Here is a 24066-nt window from a genome sequence, read left to right as displayed (position 1 = left end):
TTTGATATCATACCATTGACCAGTGCTTTAATGTTCGCGTTTATATCATTTTCTATTAATATGTTGTCACCCTGATAACCTCATTCCCTTAGGAGCTTTCCAGAGGTTTCGATGTTGACCGAAAAGTTTTTTAGTTAGGAGGACTTAAGATAAGCCGGGGGGATTTTAGTAACAATTCTTTAGAAAAGGGGGTGATGAAATGAGCGAGCTCATCGAGCAAATCGTACAGGTTCTCAAGGATCAGGTCGTTCAGGACACCGTTGTTCCACGGAACATTAGGCGTGCCGCCGAGCAGGCTATAGAGGTTCTCCTCGATGAGAGCAAGGAGCTGGCAGTTAGGGCCGCCGATGCGATAGCCATCCTTGAGGAGGTCAGCGAAGACCCCAACATGCCGATGCACACAAGAACTATAATCTGGGAGGTTCTAGGCGCCCTCGAGCAGGTTAAGTGAGCATTTGGTTTTTCCGCTCATTTCCTGCGTTACCGCTTCTCATCATATACCAAAGCTTTGCACTCTCCTCGACCAGCTCCGCCTTGTAGAACGCTTCCCTGAGGCTCCTCCCCACGGTCACGATACCATGCCTGGCCATCAAAACAGCATCGTATCCTCCAAGGACGTCTGCAGTTACTTCGGCAAGTTCCTCGCTTCCTGCAGGCCGGAAAGGCGCTATCGGGATCTCTCTCAGGTAAAGCTCAGCCTCGGGCGTTACTATCGGAAGGCTCCCCCTTTCCTCGAGCAGTGTGGCCGCAACTATAGAGTAGGACGGATGGAGGTGCGCTATCGCCCCCACATCGGGCCTTCTTTTGTAGATGGCCAGGTGAAGCCTGTACTCCGAGGAGGGCCTCACGCCGGAGAGCTGTCTTCCATCCATGTCGATTACAGCAACCCCTCCCTCCAAGAGGTCGTCCATTACCGCTCCGGTAGCCTTGATGAAGATTAGGTTCTCATTCTTCACACTGAGGTTTCCGCCAAAGGCGGCCGTTAGACCACGCTCGTGGGCCAGGTGTGAGTACTTCACCAGCTGGACTTTGGCAATGCGGCTCATTCTCCCACCACCTTTATCCTGTAACCACAGTCCCTGCAGTATGCCTCTTCCCCGTTCCAAACGAGTTTGCCACCGCAGATCGGGCAGGTATTGACCTTCCCGCCCCCCTTCCAGTGTTCGTAGGTTTCCACGTCGATTACAAGAAAGGGACCCTCATCATCTTCCTCAAAGTGACCAAGGACGGGATTACTTTCGAGTTCAAGGGTTTCGGCATCGATTATAACAGGCTCAATCCCAATGTTGCCTTCGTATTCGAGGTCGTTAGCTGGGACTATCTCCACTACAAAGGCATTGAGCTTTCTGTCGTGATAGGCAATTACCTCCAAGGCATCACCCAGCTCCCCGCTCGCCGGGAGGACATCAACCATTAAAACTCCATCGCCGGGGATAATTAGGGTTATAACATCTTTGTTTCTGAAAACGGTGATGCGCCGGCCGAGACAGACCTCCTCCATCCCGAACTCCCGCAGGATTTCCCTCACTGTCTCACCATCGGGGACGCTTCCGCTCCCTTTTATGATATCCCCAAGCTTTCTCGCAAGGGGCATGGCAAGGTTGACGGGCTCGTATATCCTCATGCCACCACCCGCGTTGAGTCGAGAGAAAAATTTATAAACCTACCCCGGGCACTATGGAACGGGCACGGTCCCGCGGTAGCCTAGCCTGGGAGCGGCGGCGGACTGTAGATCCGCAGGTCCCCGGTTCAAATCCGGGCCGCGGGACCACCAGAATTCTATCAACATTATGTGAACACTCTGCAGGACAGTTCTTTGAGCCACATCGTCGCGAATTCTCTCCCTTCTAATGGACCCCGACGTTTTGGGAAGTTCCAAGAAAAACTTTTAACCTTTTAAACATGTTAAATTTAGGTGTTTAAAATGAGGAAGAGCTTTCTCACCGAGCACCAGATTAAAATCCTCATGCTTCGAGCGAAGGGGCTGAAGCAGAGCGAGATAGCTGAGATGCTCGGTACAAGCCGGGCCAACGTGAGCATTCTTGAGCGTAGGGCGCTTGAAAAGATAGAGAAGGCAAGAAACACGCTCCTCCTCTGGGAGCAAATTAACTCAAAGATAAACATCAACGTGAGAAAAGGAGAGGACATTTTCATCATCCCTGAGCGGCTCTTCAGAAAAGCCGACGCTCTTGATATAAAGGTTCCCTATAGTACAGCGGAGGTAATAGCCTTTCTCGTCGAGCATGCCCCTGTGGAGGACAGGCTTGCCAAAAGGGACTTCACGCTCTTCCTCGACTCCAGAGACAGGCTCAGGACGAGCGAGTGTCTGCTCGAGGACTTTGAGGGGGACAGACGGCGGAGGAAAAGTAAGAGCGAATAGCTAATGGATGTTTTTTGTCCTGTGGAACCCCGAAAGGGCAATAAGATAAGAAAGCATAGGACTGATGGTGGTATCATGCTCCTCAAGGATTATAGATTTCCCCCACGCTACAGCCCAGAGTGGGGCAGCGGAGGAATATTCGGGCTTAGATACCACAACGGGACACTCTACTTCACGGTCGCTTTCGAGGCCGATGCACACTTTATCGACGTAAAATCCGGTGAAGAGAAGACCTACGACTTCACGCTTCTCGGGGAGGCTCCAACGAGCGGCGGCGACACCTACAACGCAGTCTCTGCCGTCGACGAGTTCATCTACTTCGGCGGCTGGGTTCACGCCCCGGCGGTTTACAGGGAAGACCGGAGAATTCTTTTTAACAACAAGTACTCCCACGTGCACGTCTACGACACGGAGGAAGGCTCCGTAAAGCTCCTCTGGAAGGACTCAATCCACCACGAGACCGGCTGGGCCGGCGAGGTGAGCGATATTATCTACGACCCCTACGGCGACAGGCTCCTGCTCGCAAGGGAGGACGGCCACGCAAACCTTGGCGTCTACTCCCTTGACAGGGGAACTGGAAAGGCAGAAGCGTTGATTCACGAGCCAACTCCAAAGGGGACCTTGGTACACGATACGGCGTTCTTTGGAATCGGAAACAATTTCACCGAGGGGCTGAGGGAGTTTAGAGCGCTGGACCTCATAAGCGGACGGTGGGAGAAGTTTAAACCCGGCGGGAGCGTCGACGGAAGACCCTACCTGAAGCCAGATTTAGGGGCGATGGCCTCCGCCTACAACAGGGTCTTCGCCTTCGTCCGCGGCGGCGTAATCACCGGAAACCCCTACATGGGGGAGGACTTTCACTTCTACAGGCTCTTCGACTTTCACACGTTCTACGCGCCCTTCAGGGTGAACGCGCTCAATGTCGGCGGGGGCATTCTGACGGCGTACAACGCGCACCATGACGCCGTCTACAGACCAGAGTCAGATGCCCCCGGAATTGGATGGGCAGGCACAAACACGGTAATCGGCCCAAGTGTCCTCGTTTACATCACTCCACCCATGGTCAAAATAGTGGGAACCCTCGGCGCAAGGGTGACGAGTATTGAGAAGATGGACGGAAAACTCCTGATAGCGACGAACAGCGCTCCAAACACCGGCGCGACCGAGGCGACGCCCTTTGATACAAGCAACAGGGATATCATCATCCTCGACGAAAAGATCATTCAGGAGGAACCGCCGGCGGTGGGCTTCTCCATCCCGCTCGCCCTCCCAGGAACGAGAACCTTCGGTGGCTTTCCGCTCGACGGCTACCGCGAGTCGAGGGCGGTCTTCTACCTCAGTAAAAACAACGGACTGACGGTTCATGAGTACGACCTCTCGCTTCCCGCCGGGGAGGCCAACAGCGAGACCTTCAGACTAAGGGCCGGCAAAAACGTCCTCGACCTCAGCTCTTTCGGTGGGGTAGTGAGCTTCGAGCTTGAAAAACCTGAGAACAGAGGAAAAGTGAGGGTGGAGCTTGTTTAGCCTGCCCTTGCACCCTTTAGTATGTTGTTCCAGCTCATGCTGCTCTCGACGAGTTCTCCAACGGTAAGGCGCTTTATGGCCGTTATCTCCGGCTGAAGTTCAGCTAAGGCTTCGAGGATTTTCTCCTTAGTTATAAGCCCCTCGTCAAAGACAACGAAGCCCTTCTTGGTGTAGCCGTTGAGGAATATCCTCCAGATAGCGAGCTCTTTCTCAAGTTCGTACTGCTTTATCGTGGCCCTCTCCCAGTCTATGTTCCCGAACTTGAGGTCGAGCCTCACGAGTTCTTTATCGGGCTTGACGCTCATCTTCACCACCTCAGGCCTTCGTCTTTATCGTTCCAAAGTAGTCCTCTATGTCGATGTAGGTCTTCCTATAAACCTCGCTGTTCCTCATCTTCTCGGTGAACTCTTTCGTCCTGAAGTACTTGTCCTTCTTGTAGTCCCAGTCTGGATGGAGGGCCTTCCATTCCTCCCACGTGTAGCTGTACTGGGCCTGCACCTTGTCTCTGTAAAGTTCTGGAATCACATTGAAGGTACAGAACGGGACGACCCTTCCGTCCGGCATCGCGTAGTGGATGACGCAGCGCTCTACTCTCTCAACGTCGTAGTTGTACTCGTCCATGAAGTGCATCATTCCGAGGAAGAGAGCATTCTCGTGGAACTTGCCGAGGGCGTCGTAGTTGCCGTGCATGAAGGCGTTCTTTATGAGGTCGAGTACCTTGAGGCCCTTCGGGGCGTACTTGTCGTCGTAGAACGAGCGGAACTTCATGAATATCTCAGCACCGAGCTTGAGCTTCTTGAGCTTGCCTATGGTCTTCCACTGCTCTATCTCCTCAGCCTTTTCCTCAAGGTATCCAACAAACCCCTCGACGTCGAGGAACCGGTTTATGGGGACAACACGCTTGTGCTCGCGGTCGAGGAATACGTACGTAGCGGCCCCACAGGCAAAGTGACTTGTCATGTAGTATTTGCTTCCAGTGAAGGCCTGGAAAAAGCGTGCTATATGACCCGCTATTGGAATGGGGTACCAGTCCTCTTTGATTATGACACTGTTGGTCTGCTCCTCAATACGCTTTATGGCCCCTGCTATGGTTATCCTGAACCTCTGGCGCTCCCTCTTCGGAACCCTACCAACTTGAGAAATCGGCTGGAAGTTCACACCGCGAACGATGTCTAGGTGATTGAGGCTGAAGTTGATTATCGCGCCCAGCTCATGGTCGTTAACGTTCCTTATAGTCGTTGGTACGAGCACTATACCCGGTCCCCCCGCCTTCCTCACGTTCTCAAAGATGAGCGGGACTTCCCAGTGGTTCTTCCAATTGGTCTGAGGCGTCATCCCGTCGTAACTCATGTAAAGGGTGTTGGTTCCGGCCTCGCGTATCCTCTCCACAAGATCGGGATCAAAGGCGAGCTTTATACCGTCGGTATTGAGCTGGACGTGATCATAGCCCTCCTCATGGGCCATCCTAATGATCTCAATGAGGTCCTCCCTAAGCGTCGGTTCGCCGCCGGTGAGCTGAACCGCGTTGGCTCCTATAGGGTACTGCTTCTTGGCGTTGCGGAGCATCTGCCTTATCTGCTCAAGGGTTGGCTCGTAGATGGGCTGACCCTCCTTGGCGTAGAAGAAGCAATACCAGCAGCTCAGGTTGCAACGGTTGGTGAGGACAATGTTGAGCAGATTAGTGTGAGAGCGGTGCCTCGAGCACATTCCACAGTCGAGGGGGCAGTTAACGCCGCTGTTCTCGACGTTGGCACTGTAGAGCTCCTTCTCTTCCCAGCGCCACTTGGAGAAACAGTAGTACACATCCACATCCTCGTAGTAGAGGTCGGTTATCATGCCCTCGGGGCACTTCTTGGTTATCCAGACCTTCCCATCCTTCTCCCAAACAAGGGCCGGAACAACGCGCCTCGTCTCGGGACAGAGGGAGTAGGTCCTGTGGGGAAGAGAGCCCCCGTAGGCCCTGCTCGCCTTTTTGAGTTCAGCGTAAAACTCATCTTCGCTTATCTCAGGAAACTCAACTATATCCCTAATCCTCCTGGTTGAGGCCTTAAACTCCTTTTCGCCACTCGGAATTTCACCAACACTCTCAGCCATGGGGTTCACCCCGGTTTAATTCAGGCTTTCCTAGGGGAGTATCCAATCGTAGGGTATAAAAGCTTTTGCGTAAATATGAAGGTTTTGATTCATAGGTATGGGACAAAATTGGGGAATCCCAAAGGTTAGTGTTTAAAAGTACCCGTGAGATTCTAATCTCGGTGATTAGATGCCCGCCAGAGAGATGAGGATGGAGATGTTCCTGCGTGCCCTCCTCAAGAGGGACTTCAGCAGGGCGAAGGCTCACGCCGAGAAGCTCCAAACCATGGCTGGGAACGACGAGTGGGGTAAAGGTTACTCAAGGGCAGTCAACGGTTTCATCAGCGCTATAAAAGACAATGACCCAGACGCACTCATAGTCCAGTTAATAAACGGGGGAAACCGAGAAAAAGCAGGGAAACTGCGTGAACACTTTCAGAAGACGATTCTCGAACATGAGTTCCGCGATGATTACGAGAAGGGCTACTACACGGCTTGGGTAGAGTTCCTCGGGGCATACCTCAACCAGAAAACCCTCGCGTGATGGAAATGGGAAAGGAAGAGCTTATGCGAAAACTCGAGGAAAAAATCAGAACCTGCCAAAAGTGCCCGCTTGGTCAGCTCAGGACGAACGCCGTTCCTGGGGCCGGGAGCTACAATGCGAAGGTCATGTTCGTTGGTGAGGCGCCTGGATACTGGGAAGACCAGAAAAGTCTTCCCTTTGTCGGCAGGGCAGGAAAGGTGCTCGACGAACTCCTCTCCGAGGTTGGATTGAACAGGGGGGACGTTTACATAACCAACATCGTCAAGTGCAGGCCACCTGAGAACCGCGACCCCACGGAGGAGGAGATAAAAGCCTGCTCACCCTACCTTGACATACAGATAGACATAATCCGCCCAAAGGTTATAGTCCCCCTCGGAAGGCACTCGATGGGTTACATCCTCAAGAAGTTCGGCTTTGAACCTGAGCCGATAAGCAAGGTACACGGAAAGACCTTCGAGGCGCACACTCTCTTCGGAAAGATAGTTATAATGCCGAGCTACCACCCGGCGGCAGCCCTCTACCGTCCACAGATAAAGAAGGAGCTCAGGAAGGACTTCATGAAGCTTAGAGAGCTCATCGGTTCTCTTCCATGAATTTTCCTTCATATTTCAATTACCCTCCCGCATGAGAGAAAAGCCCCCAGCGCTTTTAAGCCAAATCGGATCTGCCTGAAGTTTTTCTGAGAGAGGTTTTTATGGCCGGAGTGAGCAGTAATATACTTAAGAGTATCTATTAATATAGTAGGATATAACTATACACTACAGAGTAAAATTAGGGTCAGCAAAATACGGAGCAGAGCGGCAATATTTTCGAAGAACTGACAAAATGCCAAAAGTATTCCAGAAAAACTTATATCCAGCCGATTGGTATTGGGATGAAACCCCCTTGGAGGTGAAAGTGTGTCTGACTTTGGTGTGTTGTCTCTGTTGCCGCCATTGGTGGCAATTATCCTAGCGATTTGGACGAAGAGGGTTATACTGGCCCTTTTCTCCGGGGTCTGGATTGGTGGAGTAATGGTAGCAGGATGGAACCCTGTGACTGGAACGACGCAGACCATCGGGTGGATAGTTAAGAATGCCATCGACGACTGGAACGTCAAGATACTCCTCTTTGACTTCCTGATCGGGGCCGGTGTTGGTCTCATCTACAAGTCAGGGGGAGCCTTCGCCATCGGGAGAGCACTCGCCGAGAAAGTCCGCACGAGCAGGGGCGCGGCAGTTATGGGCTGGCTGCTCGGCGTGCTCATCTTCTTCGACGACTACACCAACACCATTATAGTAGGAAACACCATGAGGCCAATAACCGACAGGACAAGGGTTTCCCGCGAGATGCTCGCTTACATCGATGACTCCACAGCGGCTCCTGTCGCAGGACTGGCGGTAGTCTCGACCTGGATAGGCTACGAGGTTGGTCTCATCGGAGATGCATTCAAGGGACTCAATGTTGATTACGGTGCCTACGTTGCATGGATGCACAGTGTTCCCTACAGGTTTTACTCGATTCTGGCAATAATACTGGTCTTCCTCGTTGCATACTTTCACAGGCACTACGGCCAGATGCTCCATGCCGAGTACCGCACGAGGACAACCGGCAAGGTTCTCCGAGACGATGCCAAGCCACTCATGACGACGGAGGTCGATCTCGGAATGCCCAAGGAGGAGGGAAGCGTCCATATCTTCATATGGCCGATATTAACGCTTATATTCGTCACCCTCTACGGCATGTGGTACACGGGCGGCGGAAGCGAGGCCTATGCAAAGGGAGGCATGATGGAGGTTCTCGGAAACTCCGACTCGGCCCTAGCTCTACTCTGGGGAAGCTTCGCCATGGTGGTCGTTGCCTTTACACTCGTTCTGGCGATGAAGAAGATGACCATTGAGGAGGCCGAGGACGCTATAGTCCGCGGCATGAAGCAGATGGTCATAGCCAACACCATCCTGCTCCTGGCCTGGAGCATTAAGAGCGCCACCGATGCAGTCGGAACCGCGCCCTACATAGTTAACCTCGCTAAGGGAGCCGGAGTGAGCGGTAGTTGGGTGCCGCTGATAGTGTTCCTCATTGCAATGTTCATTTCGTTCACAACTGGAACCAGCTGGGGAACCTTTAGCATAATGCTGCCCATAGCCATACCCCTTGCCTACGGAGTTACAGGATATGTCGGACCGGAGGTCTTCGCGAGCATCGGTGCGGTCTTCGCTGGAGGAATCTTCGGTGACCACTGTTCTCCGATAAGTGACACAACGATTATGAGTTCGATGTTCAGCGGTTCAGACCACATTGATCACGTTGACACTCAGGTGCCCTTACGCGGTGACGGCATCGAGCGTCGGAATAATCCTCTACCTGCTCTTCGGAGTTGGCATCCACAGCTGGGTCATCCTTCTGCCAACGGGTTTTGTGCTCCTAATAGCTGCCTGGTACGCGCTGAGTGAGTGGTACGGAAACAAGCACGGCATCCCTCACGGCAAAGTGCCTATATACATGGTGGAAGAGTGAGTCTTTCTCTTGTGAGTCTCTCTTCCCATTTCCTATTTCCACGCTTTCTGGAAACCTTAAAAGGTTTTAAAAGCTCCCCACTTCACTCCATTTGGAGGTGAGGATATGCTCGTCAGGGCGTTCATTCCCGCTCACATTACCGCGTTCTTCGTTCCACACTTTAGCGACGACCCACTCAGGGCAGGCTCCCTTGGAACCGGCGTGAACCTCTCGAAGGGAACCACTGTCCTCACGAGCATCGAGACTGGAACGCTTGAGAGACACGTGCATGTTGCCTTCAACGGCGAGCCTGTGAAGAGGGAGAACGCGACCATAACCTACTCCGTTGCTGACGAACTCATCCCGAAGGACTTCACGGGCGAGGTCGAAATCTGGCAGTACTTTGACTTCCCCAACGGCTACGGCTTCGGCAACAGCGCAGGAGGAGCACTCGGAACGGCCCTATCGCTGGGCTACGCCTTCGGCGGGACGTGGCTGAAGGCAGCACAGACAGCCCACAAACATGAAGTAATCAACAGGGGCGGCCTTGGAGACGTCATTGCACAGCTTGCCGGTGGGATAGAGGTTCGAGTTAAGGCCGGTGGGCCGGGAATAGGCGTCGTTGACAACCTTTTCTTCGAGGACTACAGGGTTCTCGTTGTCCCCCTCGGGAGGCTTTCTACCAGAGAGGTGCTAGATGGCGATATTGTCAAAGCTATTGAGACCGAGGGAAGGATAGCCCTTGAGAAGCTCCTCAGGGAACCGAGGCCCAGGCTAATGATGGCCCTCGCCAGGGAATTCGCCGAAAAGACTGGCCTTCTCAACGATGAACTCCTAGAGTTGGCCCGGGAGCTGGACAGAGTCCTCTCGAACCCCTCCTCGATGATAATGCTCGGCAGGGGCCTCTTCGCACTGGTTAAAGAGAGAGAGCTTAAAAATGCCAAAAACCTGCTCGCTGACCTCAACCTGCCCTACGACGTGACCGAAATCTACGATGAAAGGCCTAAGGTTGGAAGGTGGGTGGGCTAACCTTTTATCCCCCTCGCCGTATTCTCCCCGGTGGTGAGAATGGGTGACATGAAGTACGCGGAGCTTGCCGATTTATACAGAAGGCTTGAAAAAACCACGCTGAAGACACTGAAGACTAGGTTCGTTGCCGATTTTCTGAAGAAGACTCCCGATGAGCTTCTCGAAATAATTCCCTACCTCATCCTCGGAAAGGTTTTCCCAGACTGGGATGAGAGAGAGCTTGGAGTTGGGGAAAAACTCCTCATTAAGGCCGTCTCAATGGCCACCGGGATTTCCGAAAACGAGATAGAAAACTCCGTCAAAGACACCGGCGACCTCGGCGAGAGCATCGCGCTGGCTTTGAAGAGGAGGAAGCAGAGGAGCTTTTTCAGCCAGCCGCTCACCATAAAGAGGGTTTATGATGCGTTTGTAAAAGTGGCGGAAGCAAGCGGCGAGAAAAGCCAGGACAGAAAGATGAAGCACCTAGCAAACATATTCATGGACGCCCGGCCGGAGGAGGGGAAGTATATAGCCAGAACCGTCCTCGGGACTATGAGAACAGGCGTTGCTGAGGGCATCCTCCGCGATGCCATAGCGGAAGCATTCAAAGTAAGGGCCGAGCTGGTTGAGAGGGTCTACATGCTCACAAGTGATTTTGGATACGTCGCGGAGGTGGCAAGGCTCGAGGGTGATAAGGGCCTCTCTGCCGTTAGAGTCCAGACTGGGAAGCCCATAAGACCGATGCTGGCTCAGAACGCGGCCAGCGTGAAGGAAGCCTTGACCGAGATGGGTGGAAAAGCCGCCTTTGAGATAAAGTACGACGGTGCCCGTGTACAGGTTCACAGGAACGGCGGGGAGATTGCGATATACTCCCGCAGGCTGGAGAACGTTACCAAGTCCATCCCGGACGTTGTTGAGGCGATAAAGGGAAGTCTAAAAGCTGAGAAAACCATTGTGGAGGGCGAACTCGTTGCAGTTGGTGAGGGAGGAAGGCCGAGGCCCTTCCAGTACGTCCTGAGAAGGTTCAGGAGAAAGTACAACATAAAAGAGATGATAGAAAAAATCCCGCTGGAGCTGAACCTCTTTGACATAATGTATGTCGACGACGAGGCACTCATCAACCTGCCATTTTCAGAAAGGAGGAAAAAGCTCGAAGAGACGGTTAAGGAGGGCGAGAGGGTAAAACTCGCCGTTCAGCTGGTGACTGACAACGCCGAGGAGGCCCAGAAGTTCTACGAAAAGGCACTGGAGCTGGGGCACGAGGGCGTCATGGCAAAACGCCTCGATTCGGTGTACGAGCCGGGCAACCGCGGTAAGAAGTGGCTCAAGGTCAAGCCGACGATGGAGGACCTCGACCTCGTCATAATCGGGGCAGAGTGGGGCGAGGGAAGACGGGCACACTTCCTCGGCTCGTTCCTAGTCGCGGCGTTCGACCCACACAGCGGAGAGTTCATCCCGGTTGGAAAGGTCGGGAGCGGTTTCACGGATGAGGATCTGGCCGAGTTCACAAAGAGGCTGAAGCCGCTCATAATCAGAGAGGAGGGCAAATACATCGAGATAGAACCAAAGGTGGTCATAGAGGTAACATACCAGGAGATACAGAGGAGTCCCAAGTATAAGGGCGGCTTTGCACTGCGCTTCCCACGCTACGTGGCATTAAGAGAGGATAAAAGCCCAGAGGAGGCCGACACGATAGAGCGCGTTGCTCAGCTCTACGAACTCCAAGAGAGGTTCAAGGCAAGGAGGTGAGATCCGAACCAGCTGTCCCAACCCCCTTCTCCCTCCAGAACTCCTGGGCTTCCCTCTTCCTTTTCTCCAGCTCGTGCTGTGCCCTGCTGTAGGCCCTTCCAAAGGCGTCGTCAACACTCGAATACGTGTAAATCAGGGCAACGGTCGAAATGAGGACAACGATTAGCACGGGTGCTCCAACAATGGCCAGCAGAACGGGGGCATCGTAGAGGCTGTGGAGCACCGAGGCTTTCAGGTAGCCAAGCAACGGATCACCCCTCATGACATCACCGAGGGCTATTGTGGTGAATGCCACGTGGAACATCACCACTATGATCCTCAGGAGGGCACCCAAGATGTTGCCGCTGAAAAAAAGGGCCAGCCCGTAGAGGATCGCCTCGACTACAGCGAAGGCCAGGGCGACCTTTACCGTCAGGTGCCAGCGATACATATCACTGCCCTTGGAGGAGAAGTAGGAGAGTAGCTTAGCCCCTTCCTCAATGAAGCCAACGCCCATCACGAGGGCTATCATCATGACCGTCGTTGACTCAGAGCGGAATACAAAGAGGAGGACTCCTTCGAGGAAGAGCGCGAGAATGAACGCCAAGAAACCGTACTTAACTACCGTGGAAGTTTTAACGAAGGGGGTCACCCTGTCTATCTTGGTCATCCACCCATCTGTCTTAACGTACAGTTTAATTCCAACGGCTATAACTACTATAACGTAGGCGGCCAGACCCATTACCTCTAACATTGCACCACCGATAACTCTTTTATGTGGTATTTTTAAGCCTTGCCCCAGCAGGTTTTTAAATCCACGCCTTAATGAAACTGGGTGTTGCCATGGAGGATGCAAAGAAAAGGCTGGTAAAGATGTTTTTTGACGAGGAGGCGATACTCTTCGGGCGCTTCGTTCTGACCTCCGGAAAGGAGAGCGATTACTACATAAACGTCAAGAGGCTGAGCACAAATCCGAGGGCACTCAGACTGATGGCGAAGCTTATAGCGGAAGAGGCCAATAAAGCCGGAGTGGAATTTGATAGAGTGGCCGGTCCTGAACTCGGCGCGGTTCCGATAGCGACTGCTCTAGCACTCGAAACCGGAAAACCTCTTGTCATAGTCAGAAAAAAGCCAAAGGGGCACGGGACAGGGAGTCAGATTGAGGGAGAGGTGAAGCCCGGGGAGAGAATCCTCCTGGTTGAAGACGTGACCACGACCGGCGGAAGCGTGCTAAGGGCCGCGGAGGTTCTCGAAAAGCTTGGGGCAGAGATAACGGCGATAAGCGTTGTTGTTGACCGCGAGGAAGGAGCAGGGAGCCGGATAAGTGCGAGGTATCACTTTATACCCCTCATCCAAGTCTCAGAACTTCTTGAGAGACGGAGTTCCACCACGATGAACGAGTGAATTAATCGCCCCCTTCAGCCTCTCCCACAGGCTCTCCCTATTCTTTCCCCCAAACATCCACCTGTCAAGCAGGCCGCCTGACTTGGAAAGGGCGCGCGATGCCCTCGCGAACGGAGCATAGTGCAGAACGGGGGTTCCGTAGTTGGTGGCTTCTGGAACGCGGGGGTCAAAGGGTATTACACCGATTACAGGAACCTCTATACTGTACTCAAGGAAGTCCACTATGTCGTCAATGCTCTCTGCTGCCTCATGAACCTTGTTTATTATGACGCCCACGTGGAGGTCGTAAGAGTCGCCGATGGCCTTGAGCTTCACCACTTCGTTCTCTATCATCCTATGGACGGAATGTATCGGCCCTCTCTCTATCTCCACGACTATAAGCTGATACTGGGCCAGGTGAAACGTTGAGACTGTGTCGAACGGAATACCAACGGGGGAATCTATTATCGTCAGGTTGTAGCGTGTCTGAACCTCCCGCACGATATTCCTCAACCTCTTCTGGTCTATATCGATAACGTCGTAGATGCTTGAACTGCCCGGCAGAATGTCCACCCCAGTCCCTGGATCGTGGTAAACGGCATCCATTGTTCCCATAGGAGGATTCTTCAGAAGGGTGTGGACGTTATAGCGGGGATTATATATCCCAAAGTGAAAGGCAAGCTTTGGAAGGTAAAGGTCACCGTCAACGGTCAGGGCCCGATAACCATTACCCGAGAAGTAAGTCGCTAGGTTGGCGGCCATGGTCGTCTTCCCTGCACCGCCCCTTCCAGTAATAACCACAGCTATCACAGCATCGCCTCCCTGTTGAAAACATTTGTTAAAAGTGATTAGAGCGGGACAGAAACGCGCCTTAGAGGTAGTCCCCAATGGTCTTTGCGCGAACCATTATGGCGGCCTTCTTATGACCATAGAAGACCTCGACCAGGCCATCAGATTCGAGTTCTTTAACGGTCTTAAACACCGCCGGTGCTGGCGTTTCAAGCTCAGCGCTCAAGCTCTGGAGAGCAACCGCCCTCTTCTTGGTCGCGAGGGTTTTATAAACTATATCTTTACGTCTTCCAAACATCCCGCGGCACCGCTTATTTATACGTCTTCAAACTAAATAAACCTTCCGAGGACATTTTTGACACCCGCCCAAGGGCAGGTTTATAAACGCCCCAGCGCACGGACGAGCATGAAGGGAGTCATCGAGGAACTCGACTGGGACGGCATGGGAATTCTTAGGACAGGGGGGAGAGAGGTTTACGTCCCGTTCACAGCACCAGGAGACGTTGTTGAAGTCATAAAATGGCGCAGAAAGAAGAGGAAGCTCATCGCGATTGATTTTGAGGTTGTCAAGCCATCACCTGAGAGAACAGAGCCTCGTTGCCCACACTTCGGGACCTGCGGCGGCTGTGCCCTCCAGCACATTCCCTACGGGAGTCAGATTGCATTCAAAGAGACCAAACTTTCAAATATTCTGGGGATAGCTGTTAAAGTCAGACCATCTCCAGTTATTTACGGCCATAGGAACAGGATTGATGTCGTCATTTCAGCAAAGGGGACAGGCTTCAGGAGACGGGGAATGTGGTGGGATGCGGTTGACATCGACGAGTGCCCCATTTTCGGGGGGATCAGCAAAAAGGTTCTCAAATCCCTCAGAGAGTTTATAGAAGACCACAGGCCGAGCCTCTACGAGATAAAAAAGAACGAGGGATTTTTAAGATATATTGTTGTGCGCGAGGGCAAGTTCACGGGGGAGCTTATGGTCAACCTCGTTACCTCCAAAGGGACTCTGCCCGAGGATTTTCCAGCCTACTTCGATTACGCGGACTCAATATACTGGAGCGTCAACAGAACGAAGAGCGATGTCTCCTACGGTGAGATAGAGAAATCTTGGAAGTCGGAGTTCATAAAAGAAAAGCTCAACGACGTCGTCTACCTAGTCCACCCAAACAGCTTCTTCCAGACTAACAGCTACGCTGCGATTATGCTCCTTGAGGAGGTCTCAAAGCGCATTGATGGAGAGAAGGTTCTCGATTTGTACTCCGGTGTCGGTACCTTCGGGGTCTACCTCGCGAAGCGCGGCTTGAAAACCGAAGGAGTCGAAGTAAATCCCTTTGCGGTTGAAATGGCAAAAAGGAACGTTGAGTTGAACGGCGTTGATGCCGTCTTCCGCGTTGGGATGGACAGGGACGTTGGGAACCTCTCCACTTACGATACGGTAGTGCTTGATCCGCCCCGTTCGGGTCTGCACCCTAAACTTATAAGGAAAATTTTAAAAGACAAACCTGAAAGCATTGTCTACGTATCATGCAACCCCCGGACTTTAGCCGGGAACCTCCAATACCTCTCAGAGAAGTATTCCCTAGACAGTGCTGTCGGGATCGACATGTTCCCCCACACTCCACACGTTGAGACGGTTGCCAAACTGACACTCAAGGTTTAATCTCGGAACAGATAGGTTCAAAAACTTAATATACCCAATCGACATATATGTGATGAAGTAGAGGTGAGGAAAATGCTTGACGAAAGGGACAGCATCATAATCGACATGCTCACCAAGGACGCGCGCACTCCGTTCACGGAGATAGCAAAGGTCCTTGGCATAAGTGAGACGGCCGTGAGGAAGCGCGTGAAGGCCCTAGAAGAGGCAGGAGTTATAAAGCAGTACACCGCCGTCGTTGATCCCTCCAGGCTCGGTTACAACCTCGTCAGCCTGACAGGGGTTGACACCCTGCCTGAGAGGATATTTGACGTCGCGAGCAAGCTCAAGGAATTCGAGTTCGTGAGGAAGGTGTACCTGACGAGTGGCGATCACATGATAATGGCCGAGGTTTGGGCCAAGGACGGGGAAGATCTCTCAGACATAATCTCCAACAAGATCGGTAGGATAGATGGCGTCACCAAGGTCTGCCCCGCGATAATCCTTGAAAAGCTGAAGTGAGCTTTCTATTTCTTCTTTGCCCTTCTGTACCTTTTTCCATCACCACGTGCCTCTTGAAACAGATTGCACCATGCGAAAAACGCTTGAACAAAGCAAAAGCGGCGCTTTTGAAGAAAGGGTTGTAATGGTGCGGTGGCCGGGATTCGAACCCGGGTTACCGGCTTGGAAGGCCGGTGTCCTAGACCAGGCTAGACTACCACCGCTCTCAGCCGCGGTAAATAAGCGGATTAGGTTTAAAAGCTTTACCTTTTTCTTCTGAAAGCCTCGCCCTTTAGGGTGGGGGGTGCAATAAACTATCAAACAACCATAAGTGATGGAAACCCTTTAAATTGTTTGTATTTTATTAAGGCCTCGAAGAGGCCACTTAAAAACAACCCGATGAGGTGGGGGGTTTCAGTTACCACTCCCTCCTTGGAGTGGTTTGACGCTGTTAAGCGTCTTCGAAAGACTGCCCGTTATGGCAGTTTGAAACTCACGAGTGGTCTTTGGAACGATAATCCCAATCCGCTCTGCGGTAGGGGTAATGGGCATGAGACCGTGCCTTCGGGCTGAGCCGAAACTGGCAACGGGAGTAGGTGAATGAGTGCCCGTAAACCTTCCCGTCAATGGCGGAGGGTTAATTTGTCAGAACCCTCGCCATTCACGACGAGGAGGAGGTCAGTTTCCAGCCTTCCCAATCACTATACCTATAACTATCAACACAAGCCCCCCGACGGTCGCGGGCGCTATGCTCTCCCCAACTACGGTGAAGATGAATAGAAGGCTCAGGAATGGTACTAGATAGGCTAAATTCGAGGCGAAACCTATATCACCCTCAACAGCCTTATACCAGAAGATGTAGGTAATACCCATCTCGAAGAGGCCGACGTAGATTGCTCCGATGGCGCCCACTAGGGGTGGAACAACAAGCCCACCTAAGAGCGTGAGAATTACTGAAACATAAGCGAACCCAAAGAGGAAGTTCCAGAACATCTTCTCAATGAGGGGTCGCTTATCTCTCAGGTTCAGTAACCAGTAAGCGGCCCATATAACCGCGCTCCCGATGCCAAGGGCAACACCGACGGGATTGGAGAGGTTCAAACTGGTTAGGTTCCCCCTTGTAGCCACCACCAATGCCCCGAGGAAGCCGATTAACAGCCCAAAAACTGCCCCCCTCCCAGGTCTCTTCCCGAGCAGGGGGATTGAGAGAAGGACGAGCATAAGGGGCCAGGTGTAGTTGAGCGCCTGTGCTTCCTGGGCTGGCAAGCGGCCGTAGGCCGAGAAGAGGACGGTGTAGTAGAGAACCACTAGAAGGCCAAGGTAAGCCGAGCGGAGGTTTTCTTTCCTCGGCGAGAACTCGCGGAAGTAGATAATCCCGAATACAATGAGTGAGGTCAGGGAGGCGTAGAAGAGAAGTTGCAACGGCGTCATGTAGCGGAGCGAGAGCTTGAAGGCGGAAGCAACCGTTGACCAGAGGAGCACAGCAAGAACGGCGTGCTTTTTGGACATGATCGGAGATAGAACTGGATAAATAAAAATCTTATCCGCGCTCTCTTAGGACCCTCCCGATAACCGCACCGAGGTCATTTAGGGCCCTAAGGGCATCGGAGATTTGGACCGGCTTCTCAAACCGAAGCTCAAGTCCGCTGATCTTCACGCCCCTGACGCTTTTCATTCCCTCGGGGGGTATGTGCTTAAAATCTCCTCGAAGGGAATTGGGTGCCCTCTCAAGCTCTCTCCTTAAGGAATCCGCGGTTATCCAGCCTCCAGAATCGAAGTACATCTTCCTGGCATCCATATACACTCCGTTCTCAATTTCATTGAGCGTGGCCCTGAGGAGGGGAGCTTTTATTAACCCACCCGATTCCAAGAAGGAGTGTTAGAGTTCGTTAGTTGATGACAGTGCTTTGAATTCCTCTCTCCTGTCAAAAAGCTCATCAATCCTCTTCTTCGGTCTCGGGTCGAACAGCATAAGTAACGCCCCCATTACCTATAAGCCTTTGGGGTGATTGGGAAGAGACTAAAAATAGGGAGAGGGCAAAACGGGAGGAATTACTCCTCCCTGAATGCTCCGTACTTCTTGGGGTTATAGAACGGTGGGGTAACGGTAAGGGCCTTCTTGGGCTTGCCCCTTATCTCTATCTCCAGCTTGACGCCGGGCTTGGCGTACTCCGGCTTCACGAAGGCTATGCCGATTCCTATGCCGAGGAGCGGCGAGAGTGTTCCGCTGGTGACCTCGCCTATGAGCTCGCCGTCAGCGTAGACCTTGTAGCCCTCCCTCGGGATTCCCTTGTCGACCATCTTGAAGTGAATCATCTTACTCGGCAGGCCGCGCTCCCTCTGCTTGAGGAGGGCGTCCTTCCCTACGAACTCCTTGTCCCAGAAGATGGCAAAGTCAAGGTTGGCCTGGAGTGGCGTAACTTCGTCGATATCGGTGCTGAGGAGCTGGAATTCTTTGGTCTCGTTTCCGTAGAGGGTGTAGCCGGCCTCAAGGCGGAGCGTATCCCTCGCTCCAAGCCCGGCGGGCTTTATGCCGTACTTCTCACCGGCCTCGAGGATCGTCTCCCAGACGTGGAGGGCCTTCTCCGGCTTCCCGCGCTTGCTCTCGTCCGGGTGGTAAGGGTTGGAGTCCTCAAAGTAGACCTCCCAGCCGTTCTCGCCGGTGTAGCCACTCCTGGAGAGGAGCATCTTTATCCCGTCGAGTTCAACCTCCTTGGCCTGGAACCACCAGAGGTCGTTGATATCTATGCCGAAGAGCTCCTTGGCAAGGTCCCTGGCCTTCGGCCCCTGGATGGAAAACATGACCATGTCGTAGGTCTTGTTCTCCATCTCGAGGTCGAGGTTGCCAAACTTCTCGATTCCGCGCTTTATCGCGTTAAACCATGCCTCAAGCTTCTCAAAGGCATCGCTGTCACAGACCATCATGTAGGTGTCGTTACCCATGTTGAAGATCAGAGTTTCATCCTTTACAGCGCCGCGCTCGTTGAGAACGAGTGTGTATGTTCCACTTATCGCAGGGGGTTTGCTTATGTCGTTTGTGGTAACGTACTGGAGGAACTCTAAGGCATCCTTACCGCGGAAGATGAACTCTCCCATGTGCGAAACGTCGAAGATTCCAATGCCGTTCCTCACGGCTAGGTGCTCCTCCTTTATGCCCGAGTACCAGATGGGCATCTCCCAGCCCGCGAACTCCTCAACCTTCTTAGCGTGCTCCTTATGCCAGTCGAAGATGTGAACCCTCTTGACCATGGCTACCACCGTTCAATCTTGGGTCTGGCCGTTATAACCCTTTTCACTCCACGTGTCTTATGGCCTCCGCCGGCCTCAGCTCCGCCGCCTTTCTGGCGGGGTAAACGCTTGCAAGGATTCCTATAAGCAGTGTAACCCCGAAAGCAATTGCCACCACCCTGAGATCCACCACCGGGTTTGGGAGGCCCGATGTTTTCTGTCTCAAAATGTCCACGACCGCATCCGCGAGGAAGACCCCGGAGACGAAGCCGATGATTCCTCCTATAACCGTAAGCATCAAACCCTCGAGGAGTATCATCTCGAGGATGAACCTCTTCTTGGCCCCAAGGGCGCGGTAGGTTCCTATCTCCCTCGTGCGCTCCATGACGGAGGTGAGTAGCGTGTTGATGACCCCCAGAGCTCCAACGAGAAGGGCTATGCTGCCTATGCCGATGAGCAGGTTGTTAAGCATCTCCTCTATCTGGAACACCGTTTTGATGCCCTGGCGCTCCGTTATGACTGTGGCACTCGGCAGGAGCTTTGAGACCCTTTCCTTGACGTAGTCGACGAAGTTAACGTCATCCACCCATATCTCGATGAAGCTTATCTTCCCCGGCTCGTTGTACATCCTCTGGAGCGTTCCCAGGGGGACAAAGACGCTCGTGTCTATGAAGCCGCCGATGAAGCTCTGACCGCTCTCACGAAAGCTCCCAGAAACCTTGAACTCCCATGGATTGCCGTTGCCGTTGTATACCTTTATCGTCTGACCCGGGAGGATCTCCCAGTTGAGGTAACCGCCACCGGCCTTTTTTACCCTGCCGTTGGCGATGGAGTAGCCAAGAACCGCCTTAAAGCGCGAGCCTTGAGGCATGAACTGTCCCCTCTGCATGGGCGGGCCGGTGAAGGCGTAAAACTTCTGCGCGTCCCGTGGGATTATGCCCATGACCGTCACGGGCATCTGCCATCCCTGATATTCCATGGCCGTGAACTTGAGGAGGATGGGGTTTATGGCCTCAACGTGGTTTATGTGCGCTATCTTCTGCACGACGTCCTGGTTCAGGGTGCTCGTGCCTATTGTCCAGATCGATGCCCCCATGCCGGGCAGGACTATCACGACGTTGCTCGTGCTCTGAAGAGTCTGGGCTATGGAGATCTGGAATCCCTCGGCTATGGCCACCAGCGCGGTTATTGAGGCTATGGCTATTATTATCCCAAGCATGGTGAAGAGTGTTCTGGTCTTTCTCCTGTGAAGATTCCTGAATGCTATCTTCAGAACCTCTCTATCCACGCCTCGCCCTCCAGAGCAGTATAATGGCAATTATCAAAGCGGCCGCGCCAACGTAGTAGTACTCCCGTCTCCTGTCAGTATGTATCCCCAGCGGTATCTGGACGGTTATCGTCTTTGTGAAACTAACGAAGCTTCCATTGTCGGCCAGATACGATACCCGGACGTCCACGGGGTAGGTTCCGGCCTTCAGTGTATCATTGAGTATCATGAAGTTGGCGCTGTCGTAATCCAGGGGTTCAACGCTCCCGACGTACTTCTCACCCAGAGGGAAGAGGCTCAGCTCCTTGGAGCTCACCTCGACTGTAACACCATCTGCGGCAGCCCTACCGTCGTTGGCCACGTCAATCTCAAAACTGTACTCTCCATTGCTGACCCAGACGTTCCCAAGGTAGACCTTTAACCGTGGTTTTCCGGCGACGCTGACGCCAAAGGTTGCCTGCTCCTTGTAGGTTACCCCGTTCTCGTCTTCGTAGGTTATCACCGCATAGAGGGGATAAACATTGCTTGAAACATCCTTGACCGCGAAGGTGAGCTTTCCTGTATAGGTCTGGTTTACCTTTATCTCGTCGAAGTAGAGGCCGCTCTGCCGTCCTACCGGATAGATGTTGGCCTCCTGGTTACTTCCTCCCCCCGTGGGGAAGAGCTGATAGGTCTGTTTCTCCTCGGTGGGTTTGGTGCCCATCAACTGGACCCTAACGTGCATTGCCGGGGCGTTTCCGGTGTCAGCCACTTTGAGAACGACCGTGAAGTTAGAGCCGGGTGGAACCGGGTCTGGCTCGGTTTTGAAGCTAACTATCGTCACCTTTGGACTCTGGGCGTTGTTAACAGGGATTCCAATCTGGAACTCCTCCGTCTTCACGACACCGTTCTCATCGCTGTATTCGACTTCTATGTAAAGGGGGTACACGTCGGGTTTCAGGGCCTTGGAGGTTATGAGCCTGAAGTGTAGAGTCCTGACTCCGCCCGGCTGAAGGGGTCCGATGTACCTAACGGGTCCCTCCATATAGGATGCAAACGGCAGCTCCTGACTTACGGAGGGTAGTGAAACCGTTGGAAGCAGGCTCTTCCCGCCCCCCTCCTCTTGGACACTGGGTTTGGAATAGAGGTAAACCTTGACGTAGCGGGCGCTCGTGTCCCCTATGTTGGAAACCGTCACGTTCAGCTGAAACGGAGCCCCCACCTCGACGTTCGAGAAGCTCACGTTATCCATCACGACAACCGTTCCCTGAACGAGTGAGTAGCGCAGGTACTTGGGGACGAGTATCTTCATCTTGGCACTCGAATTGGTAACGTTGTATACCATCATGTAAACGCCGTGCCAGTAGTGCCCACCAACGCCAAAATAGGCGTAGTCGATGAAGTCATCCCTGTAGTAGCGCATGAAAACAGTTCCATTTTTGAATCCCAAAACCGAGAGCTGAAGGGGCCCATAGGTGAATGTGCTGTTGACATGGGTCATGCCGTAGAATACAGTAGTCGGCTTGGAGTATATCGACACAAAGGCACGCGGATTCTTAAACATCGCACCCGATGAAACGTAGTTTAAGTTGATCTTTACGTCACCGTAGGAGTAGGACTGCCCCTCGGAGAGCGAGAAGGTAACCGATGTAAAGTTCCTGTTGTCCCTCAGCTTGAAGAGAACAACGGGCGGCCACGTCTGGGCGTTGTAGAGGAAGTTTAAAACGGTAAGAGTGTAATTCCCGACTATCACGGATTCCCCCAAGCCAAGATAACCTTGAAAAGTCACCATATAAGACGGCTCCCCGGTGTTCCCCAGAACGGGGGGAAGGAGGAGAACCATGAATAAGAGGAGAGCTAAAATCTTTTTCTTCAAATCTCCTTCACCTCGTAGAGTTTTCCATCGCGTATCCTCAAAACCCTATCGGTTTTCCTCGCAACGTCCACATCGTGGGTTACGATAACGAAGGTTGTGCCCCGCTCCTTATTAAGTCTCCTCATTAGTTTCACTATATCCTCAGAGGCCTTTGTGTCTAGGTTTCCAGTTGGCTCGTCGGCGAGTATTATGCTGGGTTCATTGGCCAGCGCCCTCGCTATTGCAACGCGCTGCTGCTGGCCGCCGCTCATCTCCGGAGGTTTATGATCAACCATGTGGGGGATGCCCACCATACGAAGAAGCTCCATGGCCCTCTTCAACCTGACCCGCCTTGGAACCCGCGCCAGTATCATCGGAACCTCAACGTTCTCAAGGGACGTTAGTGTGGGTATGAGGTTGTACTGCTGGAAGATGAATCCTATCTTCCTCAGCCGCATCTCTGAAAGCTCGTCGTCGTCTAGGCCTATCACAGATGCTCCATCTATGTAAAGTTCCCCCGAGTCAGGAACGTCGAGGAGACCGAGCATGTTCAACAGGGTGGTTTTTCCACTCCCGCTCGGACCCATTATGCTGAGGAACTCTCCCTCATGGACTTCAAGGCTCGCCCCCCTCAGAGCTGGAACCATCACTCCCTTCCCCATACTGTAGCTCTTGTAAAGCTCAACGGCCTTTAAAACAACCTTCCCCTTCCCCATAGACGACATCCTCCAACTGGGTACCATCCACCAAAAACCCATATATAGTTTGTCCAATAAAACCCCCTGGTGAAAGACATGTTCAACAGAGTTTTATACCCTACGGATTTCTCGGAGGTCTCCCTCCATGCCCTCCGCGAGTGCATACCGAGGCTCGCAAAGCTCGAGATCAAGGAGCTTCACCTCCTCAACGTCGTCGACATAACCATGGCCGAGTTTGAGGCCTTTGAGCTTGAGAGCGTTTACAGGAAGAAGCTTGAGAGACTCGCAAGAGAAGTGGAGGAGGAATGCGGCGGAAAAACCCGGATAAAGGCGGACGTGAGGATAGGAATTCCCTCGATAGAGATAGCTAAAGCTGCTGAGGAAGCGGGGGCAGAGCTTATAGTCATCCCGAGCGTCGGGGAGAACATCTGGCGGCGCATGTTCGTGGGAAGCACTGCATCTAACCTCGTGAGGGCCGCGAAGAAGCCAGTTCTCCTTATCAAGTATACCGAGAGGGACGGGAAGTTCGAGTTCTCCGGTGACTGCGAACGGATGTTCGAAAGGCCGCTCGTGGCGCTGGACTTCTCTAGGTGCTCAGTTAAGCTGGTTCAGACGGTCAGGAAGTTCAGAGAGCGTGTAAAGGGCGGAATCCTGATCCACTCCGTTGACTACGGTGGGGTTGACGAACTCGAACACAACATGGCAGTGGCCAAGAAGAACCTGGAGAAGTCGACGAAGGGCTTAGGAGAGATGTTCGAAATCGAGGTGATGGTGGGAACTGCCAGCCAAGCAATAATAGGCACCTCTCTCGCAAAGAACTCAACCCTGATAGTGCTTGGAAAGAAGGGCAGGAGCTTCATAAAGGACCTGCTTCTCGGTTCGACCGCAGAGAGGGTGATAAGGGACTCAAGGCTCCCGGTTCTACTGGTACCGTGTGAATGAGACCTCAGACTGGAACGGCTTCCACATCAGGATTCGGTAGCTACCCTGTTGCCATC

At 53.0% G+C, this 24066-nt stretch carries 24 protein-coding genes, 2 tRNA genes and 1 pseudogene; 13 read left to right on the top strand and 14 right to left on the bottom strand.

The window, feature by feature from the left end; translation table 11 throughout:
- Window positions 1-199 precede the first annotated feature (199 nt).
- Window positions 200-451 (top strand): UPF0147 family protein, encoded by a 252-nt coding sequence (locus MV421_RS00810; RefSeq protein WP_297420771.1) that lies wholly within the window; start codon window positions 200-202, stop codon window positions 449-451.
- Here MV421_RS00810 and MV421_RS00805 read toward each other — a convergent pair.
- Both MV421_RS00805 and MV421_RS00800 read right to left on the bottom strand, forming a co-directional pair.
- The gene (locus MV421_RS00805; RefSeq protein WP_297420773.1) at window positions 444-1046 is read right to left on the bottom strand and encodes an aldolase; all 603 of its coding nucleotides are present in this window, start codon (window positions 1044-1046) and stop codon (window positions 444-446) included. The genes MV421_RS00810 and MV421_RS00805 overlap by 8 nt on opposite strands.
- Complete coding sequence (locus tag MV421_RS00800) at window positions 1043-1624, bottom strand: hypothetical protein (protein ID WP_297420775.1); 582 nt, start codon at window positions 1622-1624, stop codon at window positions 1043-1045. The genes MV421_RS00805 and MV421_RS00800 overlap by 4 nt, the downstream gene beginning before the upstream one ends.
- A gap of 69 nt (window positions 1625-1693) precedes the next feature.
- Here MV421_RS00800 and MV421_RS00795 point away from each other — a divergent pair.
- The 3 genes from MV421_RS00795 to MV421_RS00785 all read left to right on the top strand — a co-directional run bounded on the left by MV421_RS00795 (window position 1694) and on the right by MV421_RS00785 (window position 3904).
- Window positions 1694-1771 (top strand) — tRNA-Tyr (locus MV421_RS00795).
- A 153-nt stretch (window positions 1772-1924) separates the two neighbouring features.
- A complete protein-coding gene (locus tag MV421_RS00790; RefSeq protein WP_297420776.1) occupies window positions 1925-2380 on the top strand; it encodes a Tfx family DNA-binding protein in 456 nt (151 codons plus the stop codon).
- 75 nt (window positions 2381-2455) lie between these two features.
- Entirely contained in the window at window positions 2456-3904 is a 1449-nt protein-coding gene (locus MV421_RS00785) for a DUF2139 domain-containing protein (protein ID WP_297420778.1), read from the top strand.
- Here MV421_RS00785 and MV421_RS00780 read toward each other — a convergent pair.
- Window positions 3901-4209 (bottom strand): DUF3213 domain-containing protein, encoded by a 309-nt coding sequence (locus tag MV421_RS00780; RefSeq protein WP_297420796.1) that lies wholly within the window; start codon window positions 4207-4209, stop codon window positions 3901-3903. The genes MV421_RS00785 and MV421_RS00780 overlap by 4 nt on opposite strands.
- Before the next feature lie 10 nt (window positions 4210-4219).
- Complete coding sequence (gene tes, locus MV421_RS00775; protein WP_297420780.1) at window positions 4220-5998, bottom strand: tetraether lipid synthase Tes; 1779 nt, start codon at window positions 5996-5998, stop codon at window positions 4220-4222.
- A gap of 169 nt (window positions 5999-6167) precedes the next feature.
- Between tes and MV421_RS00770 the strand changes: the two genes are divergently transcribed.
- From MV421_RS00770 to MV421_RS00750, 5 genes and pseudogenes are all read left to right on the top strand, one after another.
- Entirely contained in the window at window positions 6168-6521 is a 354-nt protein-coding gene (locus tag MV421_RS00770) for a hypothetical protein (protein ID WP_297503944.1), read from the top strand.
- Window positions 6522-6526: 5 nt separating this feature from the next.
- Window positions 6527-7114: a type-4 uracil-DNA glycosylase gene (gene udg, locus MV421_RS00765; protein ID WP_297416733.1), complete on the top strand. Its 588-nt coding sequence runs from the start codon at window positions 6527-6529 to the stop codon at window positions 7112-7114.
- A gap of 306 nt (window positions 7115-7420) precedes the next feature.
- Window positions 7421-9017, top strand: a pseudogene (locus MV421_RS00760) (Na+/H+ antiporter NhaC family protein).
- A gap of 105 nt (window positions 9018-9122) precedes the next feature.
- Window positions 9123-10025: a pantoate kinase gene (locus tag MV421_RS00755; protein WP_297416546.1), complete on the top strand. Its 903-nt coding sequence runs from the start codon at window positions 9123-9125 to the stop codon at window positions 10023-10025.
- 48 nt (window positions 10026-10073) lie between these two features.
- The gene (locus MV421_RS00750) at window positions 10074-11753 is read left to right on the top strand and encodes an ATP-dependent DNA ligase (protein WP_297416735.1); all 1680 of its coding nucleotides are present in this window, start codon (window positions 10074-10076) and stop codon (window positions 11751-11753) included.
- Here the strand turns inward: MV421_RS00750 and MV421_RS00745 are convergent.
- The gene (locus MV421_RS00745) at window positions 11737-12486 is read right to left on the bottom strand and encodes a PrsW family glutamic-type intramembrane protease (protein WP_297416548.1); all 750 of its coding nucleotides are present in this window, start codon (window positions 12484-12486) and stop codon (window positions 11737-11739) included. The two genes, MV421_RS00750 and MV421_RS00745, sit on opposite strands and share 17 nt — an antisense overlap.
- Before the next feature lie 89 nt (window positions 12487-12575).
- Between MV421_RS00745 and pyrE the strand changes: the two genes are divergently transcribed.
- On the top strand, window positions 12576-13136 hold the full coding sequence (pyrE, locus tag MV421_RS00740) for an orotate phosphoribosyltransferase (protein ID WP_297416737.1): 561 nt from the start codon (window positions 12576-12578) through the stop codon (window positions 13134-13136).
- Here pyrE and MV421_RS00735 read toward each other — a convergent pair.
- Together MV421_RS00735 and MV421_RS00730 are read right to left on the bottom strand one after the other, a co-directional pair.
- The gene (locus MV421_RS00735) at window positions 13092-13925 is read right to left on the bottom strand and encodes a MinD/ParA family protein (protein ID WP_297416550.1); all 834 of its coding nucleotides are present in this window, start codon (window positions 13923-13925) and stop codon (window positions 13092-13094) included. The genes pyrE and MV421_RS00735 overlap by 45 nt on opposite strands.
- 61 nt (window positions 13926-13986) lie before the next feature.
- On the bottom strand, window positions 13987-14202 hold the full coding sequence (locus MV421_RS00730; RefSeq protein ID WP_297416552.1) for an ArsR family transcriptional regulator: 216 nt from the start codon (window positions 14200-14202) through the stop codon (window positions 13987-13989).
- 108 nt (window positions 14203-14310) lie between these two features.
- Between MV421_RS00730 and rlmD the strand changes: the two genes are divergently transcribed.
- Both rlmD and lrpA read left to right on the top strand, forming a co-directional pair.
- Window positions 14311-15564 carry a 23S rRNA (uracil(1939)-C(5))-methyltransferase RlmD gene (gene rlmD / locus MV421_RS00725; RefSeq protein ID WP_297517670.1) on the top strand — a complete coding sequence of 418 codons (1254 nt, stop codon included), beginning with the start codon at window positions 14311-14313 and terminating at the stop codon, window positions 15562-15564.
- 72 nt (window positions 15565-15636) lie between these two features.
- Entirely contained in the window at window positions 15637-16062 is a 426-nt protein-coding gene (gene lrpA / locus MV421_RS00720; protein WP_297416557.1) for an HTH-type transcriptional regulator LrpA, read from the top strand.
- Between the two features lie 125 nt (window positions 16063-16187).
- Here lrpA and MV421_RS00715 read toward each other — a convergent pair.
- The 7 genes from MV421_RS00715 to MV421_RS00685 form a co-directional block, all read right to left on the bottom strand.
- Window positions 16188-16265: transfer RNA gene (locus tag MV421_RS00715), tRNA-Gly, on the bottom strand.
- Between the two features lie 454 nt (window positions 16266-16719).
- Window positions 16720-17550 (bottom strand): DMT family transporter, encoded by an 831-nt coding sequence (locus MV421_RS00710; protein ID WP_297416559.1) that lies wholly within the window; start codon window positions 17548-17550, stop codon window positions 16720-16722.
- Between the two features lie 31 nt (window positions 17551-17581).
- Window positions 17582-17839 (bottom strand): hypothetical protein, encoded by a 258-nt coding sequence (locus MV421_RS00705; protein WP_297416561.1) that lies wholly within the window; start codon window positions 17837-17839, stop codon window positions 17582-17584.
- 254 nt (window positions 17840-18093) lie between these two features.
- Entirely contained in the window at window positions 18094-19290 is a 1197-nt protein-coding gene (gcvT, locus tag MV421_RS00700; protein WP_297503966.1) for a glycine cleavage system aminomethyltransferase GcvT, read from the bottom strand.
- 43 nt (window positions 19291-19333) lie between these two features.
- Window positions 19334-20557, bottom strand: coding sequence for an ABC transporter permease (locus MV421_RS00695; protein WP_297416563.1), 1224 nt, complete (start codon window positions 20555-20557; stop codon window positions 19334-19336).
- Window positions 20550-22268 (bottom strand): hypothetical protein, encoded by a 1719-nt coding sequence (locus tag MV421_RS00690; protein WP_297416565.1) that lies wholly within the window; start codon window positions 22266-22268, stop codon window positions 20550-20552. The genes MV421_RS00695 and MV421_RS00690 overlap by 8 nt, the downstream gene beginning before the upstream one ends.
- Before the next feature lie 119 nt (window positions 22269-22387).
- Window positions 22388-23086 (bottom strand): ABC transporter ATP-binding protein, encoded by a 699-nt coding sequence (locus MV421_RS00685; RefSeq protein WP_297517667.1) that lies wholly within the window; start codon window positions 23084-23086, stop codon window positions 22388-22390.
- Between the two features lie 78 nt (window positions 23087-23164).
- On the opposite strand from MV421_RS00685, the gene MV421_RS00680 reads away from it, so the two are divergent.
- Window positions 23165-24010: a universal stress protein gene (locus tag MV421_RS00680; RefSeq protein ID WP_297416740.1), complete on the top strand. Its 846-nt coding sequence runs from the start codon at window positions 23165-23167 to the stop codon at window positions 24008-24010.
- Window positions 24011-24066: the final 56 nt, after the last annotated feature.

It is taken from the genome of Thermococcus sp., assembly GCF_027023865.1.
Taxonomy (GTDB): Archaea; Methanobacteriota_B; Thermococci; order Thermococcales; family Thermococcaceae; genus Thermococcus.
This window is presented reverse-complemented; position numbering and strand designations above follow the sequence as displayed.

Coding starts and splice junctions, on each gene's coding strand:
- MV421_RS00750 (WP_297416735.1), top strand. CDS start 10,074: ATGAAGTACGCGGAGCTTGCCGATTTATACAGAAGGCTTGAAAAAACC.
- lrpA (WP_297416557.1), top strand. CDS start 15,637: ATGCTTGACGAAAGGGACAGCATCATAATCGACATGCTCACCAAGGAC.
- MV421_RS00705 (WP_297416561.1), bottom strand. CDS start 17,839: ATGGATGCCAGGAAGATGTACTTCGATTCTGGAGGCTGGATAACCGCG.
- rlmD (WP_297517670.1), top strand. CDS start 14,311: ATGAAGGGAGTCATCGAGGAACTCGACTGGGACGGCATGGGAATTCTT.
- MV421_RS00790 (WP_297420776.1), top strand. CDS start 1,925: ATGAGGAAGAGCTTTCTCACCGAGCACCAGATTAAAATCCTCATGCTT.
- MV421_RS00755 (WP_297416546.1), top strand. CDS start 9,123: ATGCTCGTCAGGGCGTTCATTCCCGCTCACATTACCGCGTTCTTCGTT.
- MV421_RS00785 (WP_297420778.1), top strand. CDS start 2,456: ATGCTCCTCAAGGATTATAGATTTCCCCCACGCTACAGCCCAGAGTGG.
- pyrE (WP_297416737.1), top strand. CDS start 12,576: ATGGAGGATGCAAAGAAAAGGCTGGTAAAGATGTTTTTTGACGAGGAG.
- MV421_RS00680 (WP_297416740.1), top strand. CDS start 23,165: ATGTTCAACAGAGTTTTATACCCTACGGATTTCTCGGAGGTCTCCCTC.
- tes (WP_297420780.1), bottom strand. CDS start 5,998: ATGGCTGAGAGTGTTGGTGAAATTCCGAGTGGCGAAAAGGAGTTTAAG.
- MV421_RS00780 (WP_297420796.1), bottom strand. CDS start 4,209: ATGAGCGTCAAGCCCGATAAAGAACTCGTGAGGCTCGACCTCAAGTTC.
- MV421_RS00745 (WP_297416548.1), bottom strand. CDS start 12,486: ATGTTAGAGGTAATGGGTCTGGCCGCCTACGTTATAGTAGTTATAGCC.
- MV421_RS00685 (WP_297517667.1), bottom strand. CDS start 23,086: ATGGGGAAGGGGAAGGTTGTTTTAAAGGCCGTTGAGCTTTACAAGAGC.
- MV421_RS00805 (WP_297420773.1), bottom strand. CDS start 1,046: ATGAGCCGCATTGCCAAAGTCCAGCTGGTGAAGTACTCACACCTGGCC.
- gcvT (WP_297503966.1), bottom strand. CDS start 19,290: ATGGTCAAGAGGGTTCACATCTTCGACTGGCATAAGGAGCACGCTAAG.
- MV421_RS00710 (WP_297416559.1), bottom strand. CDS start 17,550: ATGTCCAAAAAGCACGCCGTTCTTGCTGTGCTCCTCTGGTCAACGGTT.
- MV421_RS00810 (WP_297420771.1), top strand. CDS start 200: ATGAGCGAGCTCATCGAGCAAATCGTACAGGTTCTCAAGGATCAGGTC.
- MV421_RS00800 (WP_297420775.1), bottom strand. CDS start 1,624: ATGAGGATATACGAGCCCGTCAACCTTGCCATGCCCCTTGCGAGAAAG.
- udg (WP_297416733.1), top strand. CDS start 6,527: ATGGGAAAGGAAGAGCTTATGCGAAAACTCGAGGAAAAAATCAGAACC.
- MV421_RS00770 (WP_297503944.1), top strand. CDS start 6,168: ATGCCCGCCAGAGAGATGAGGATGGAGATGTTCCTGCGTGCCCTCCTC.
- MV421_RS00730 (WP_297416552.1), bottom strand. CDS start 14,202: ATGTTTGGAAGACGTAAAGATATAGTTTATAAAACCCTCGCGACCAAG.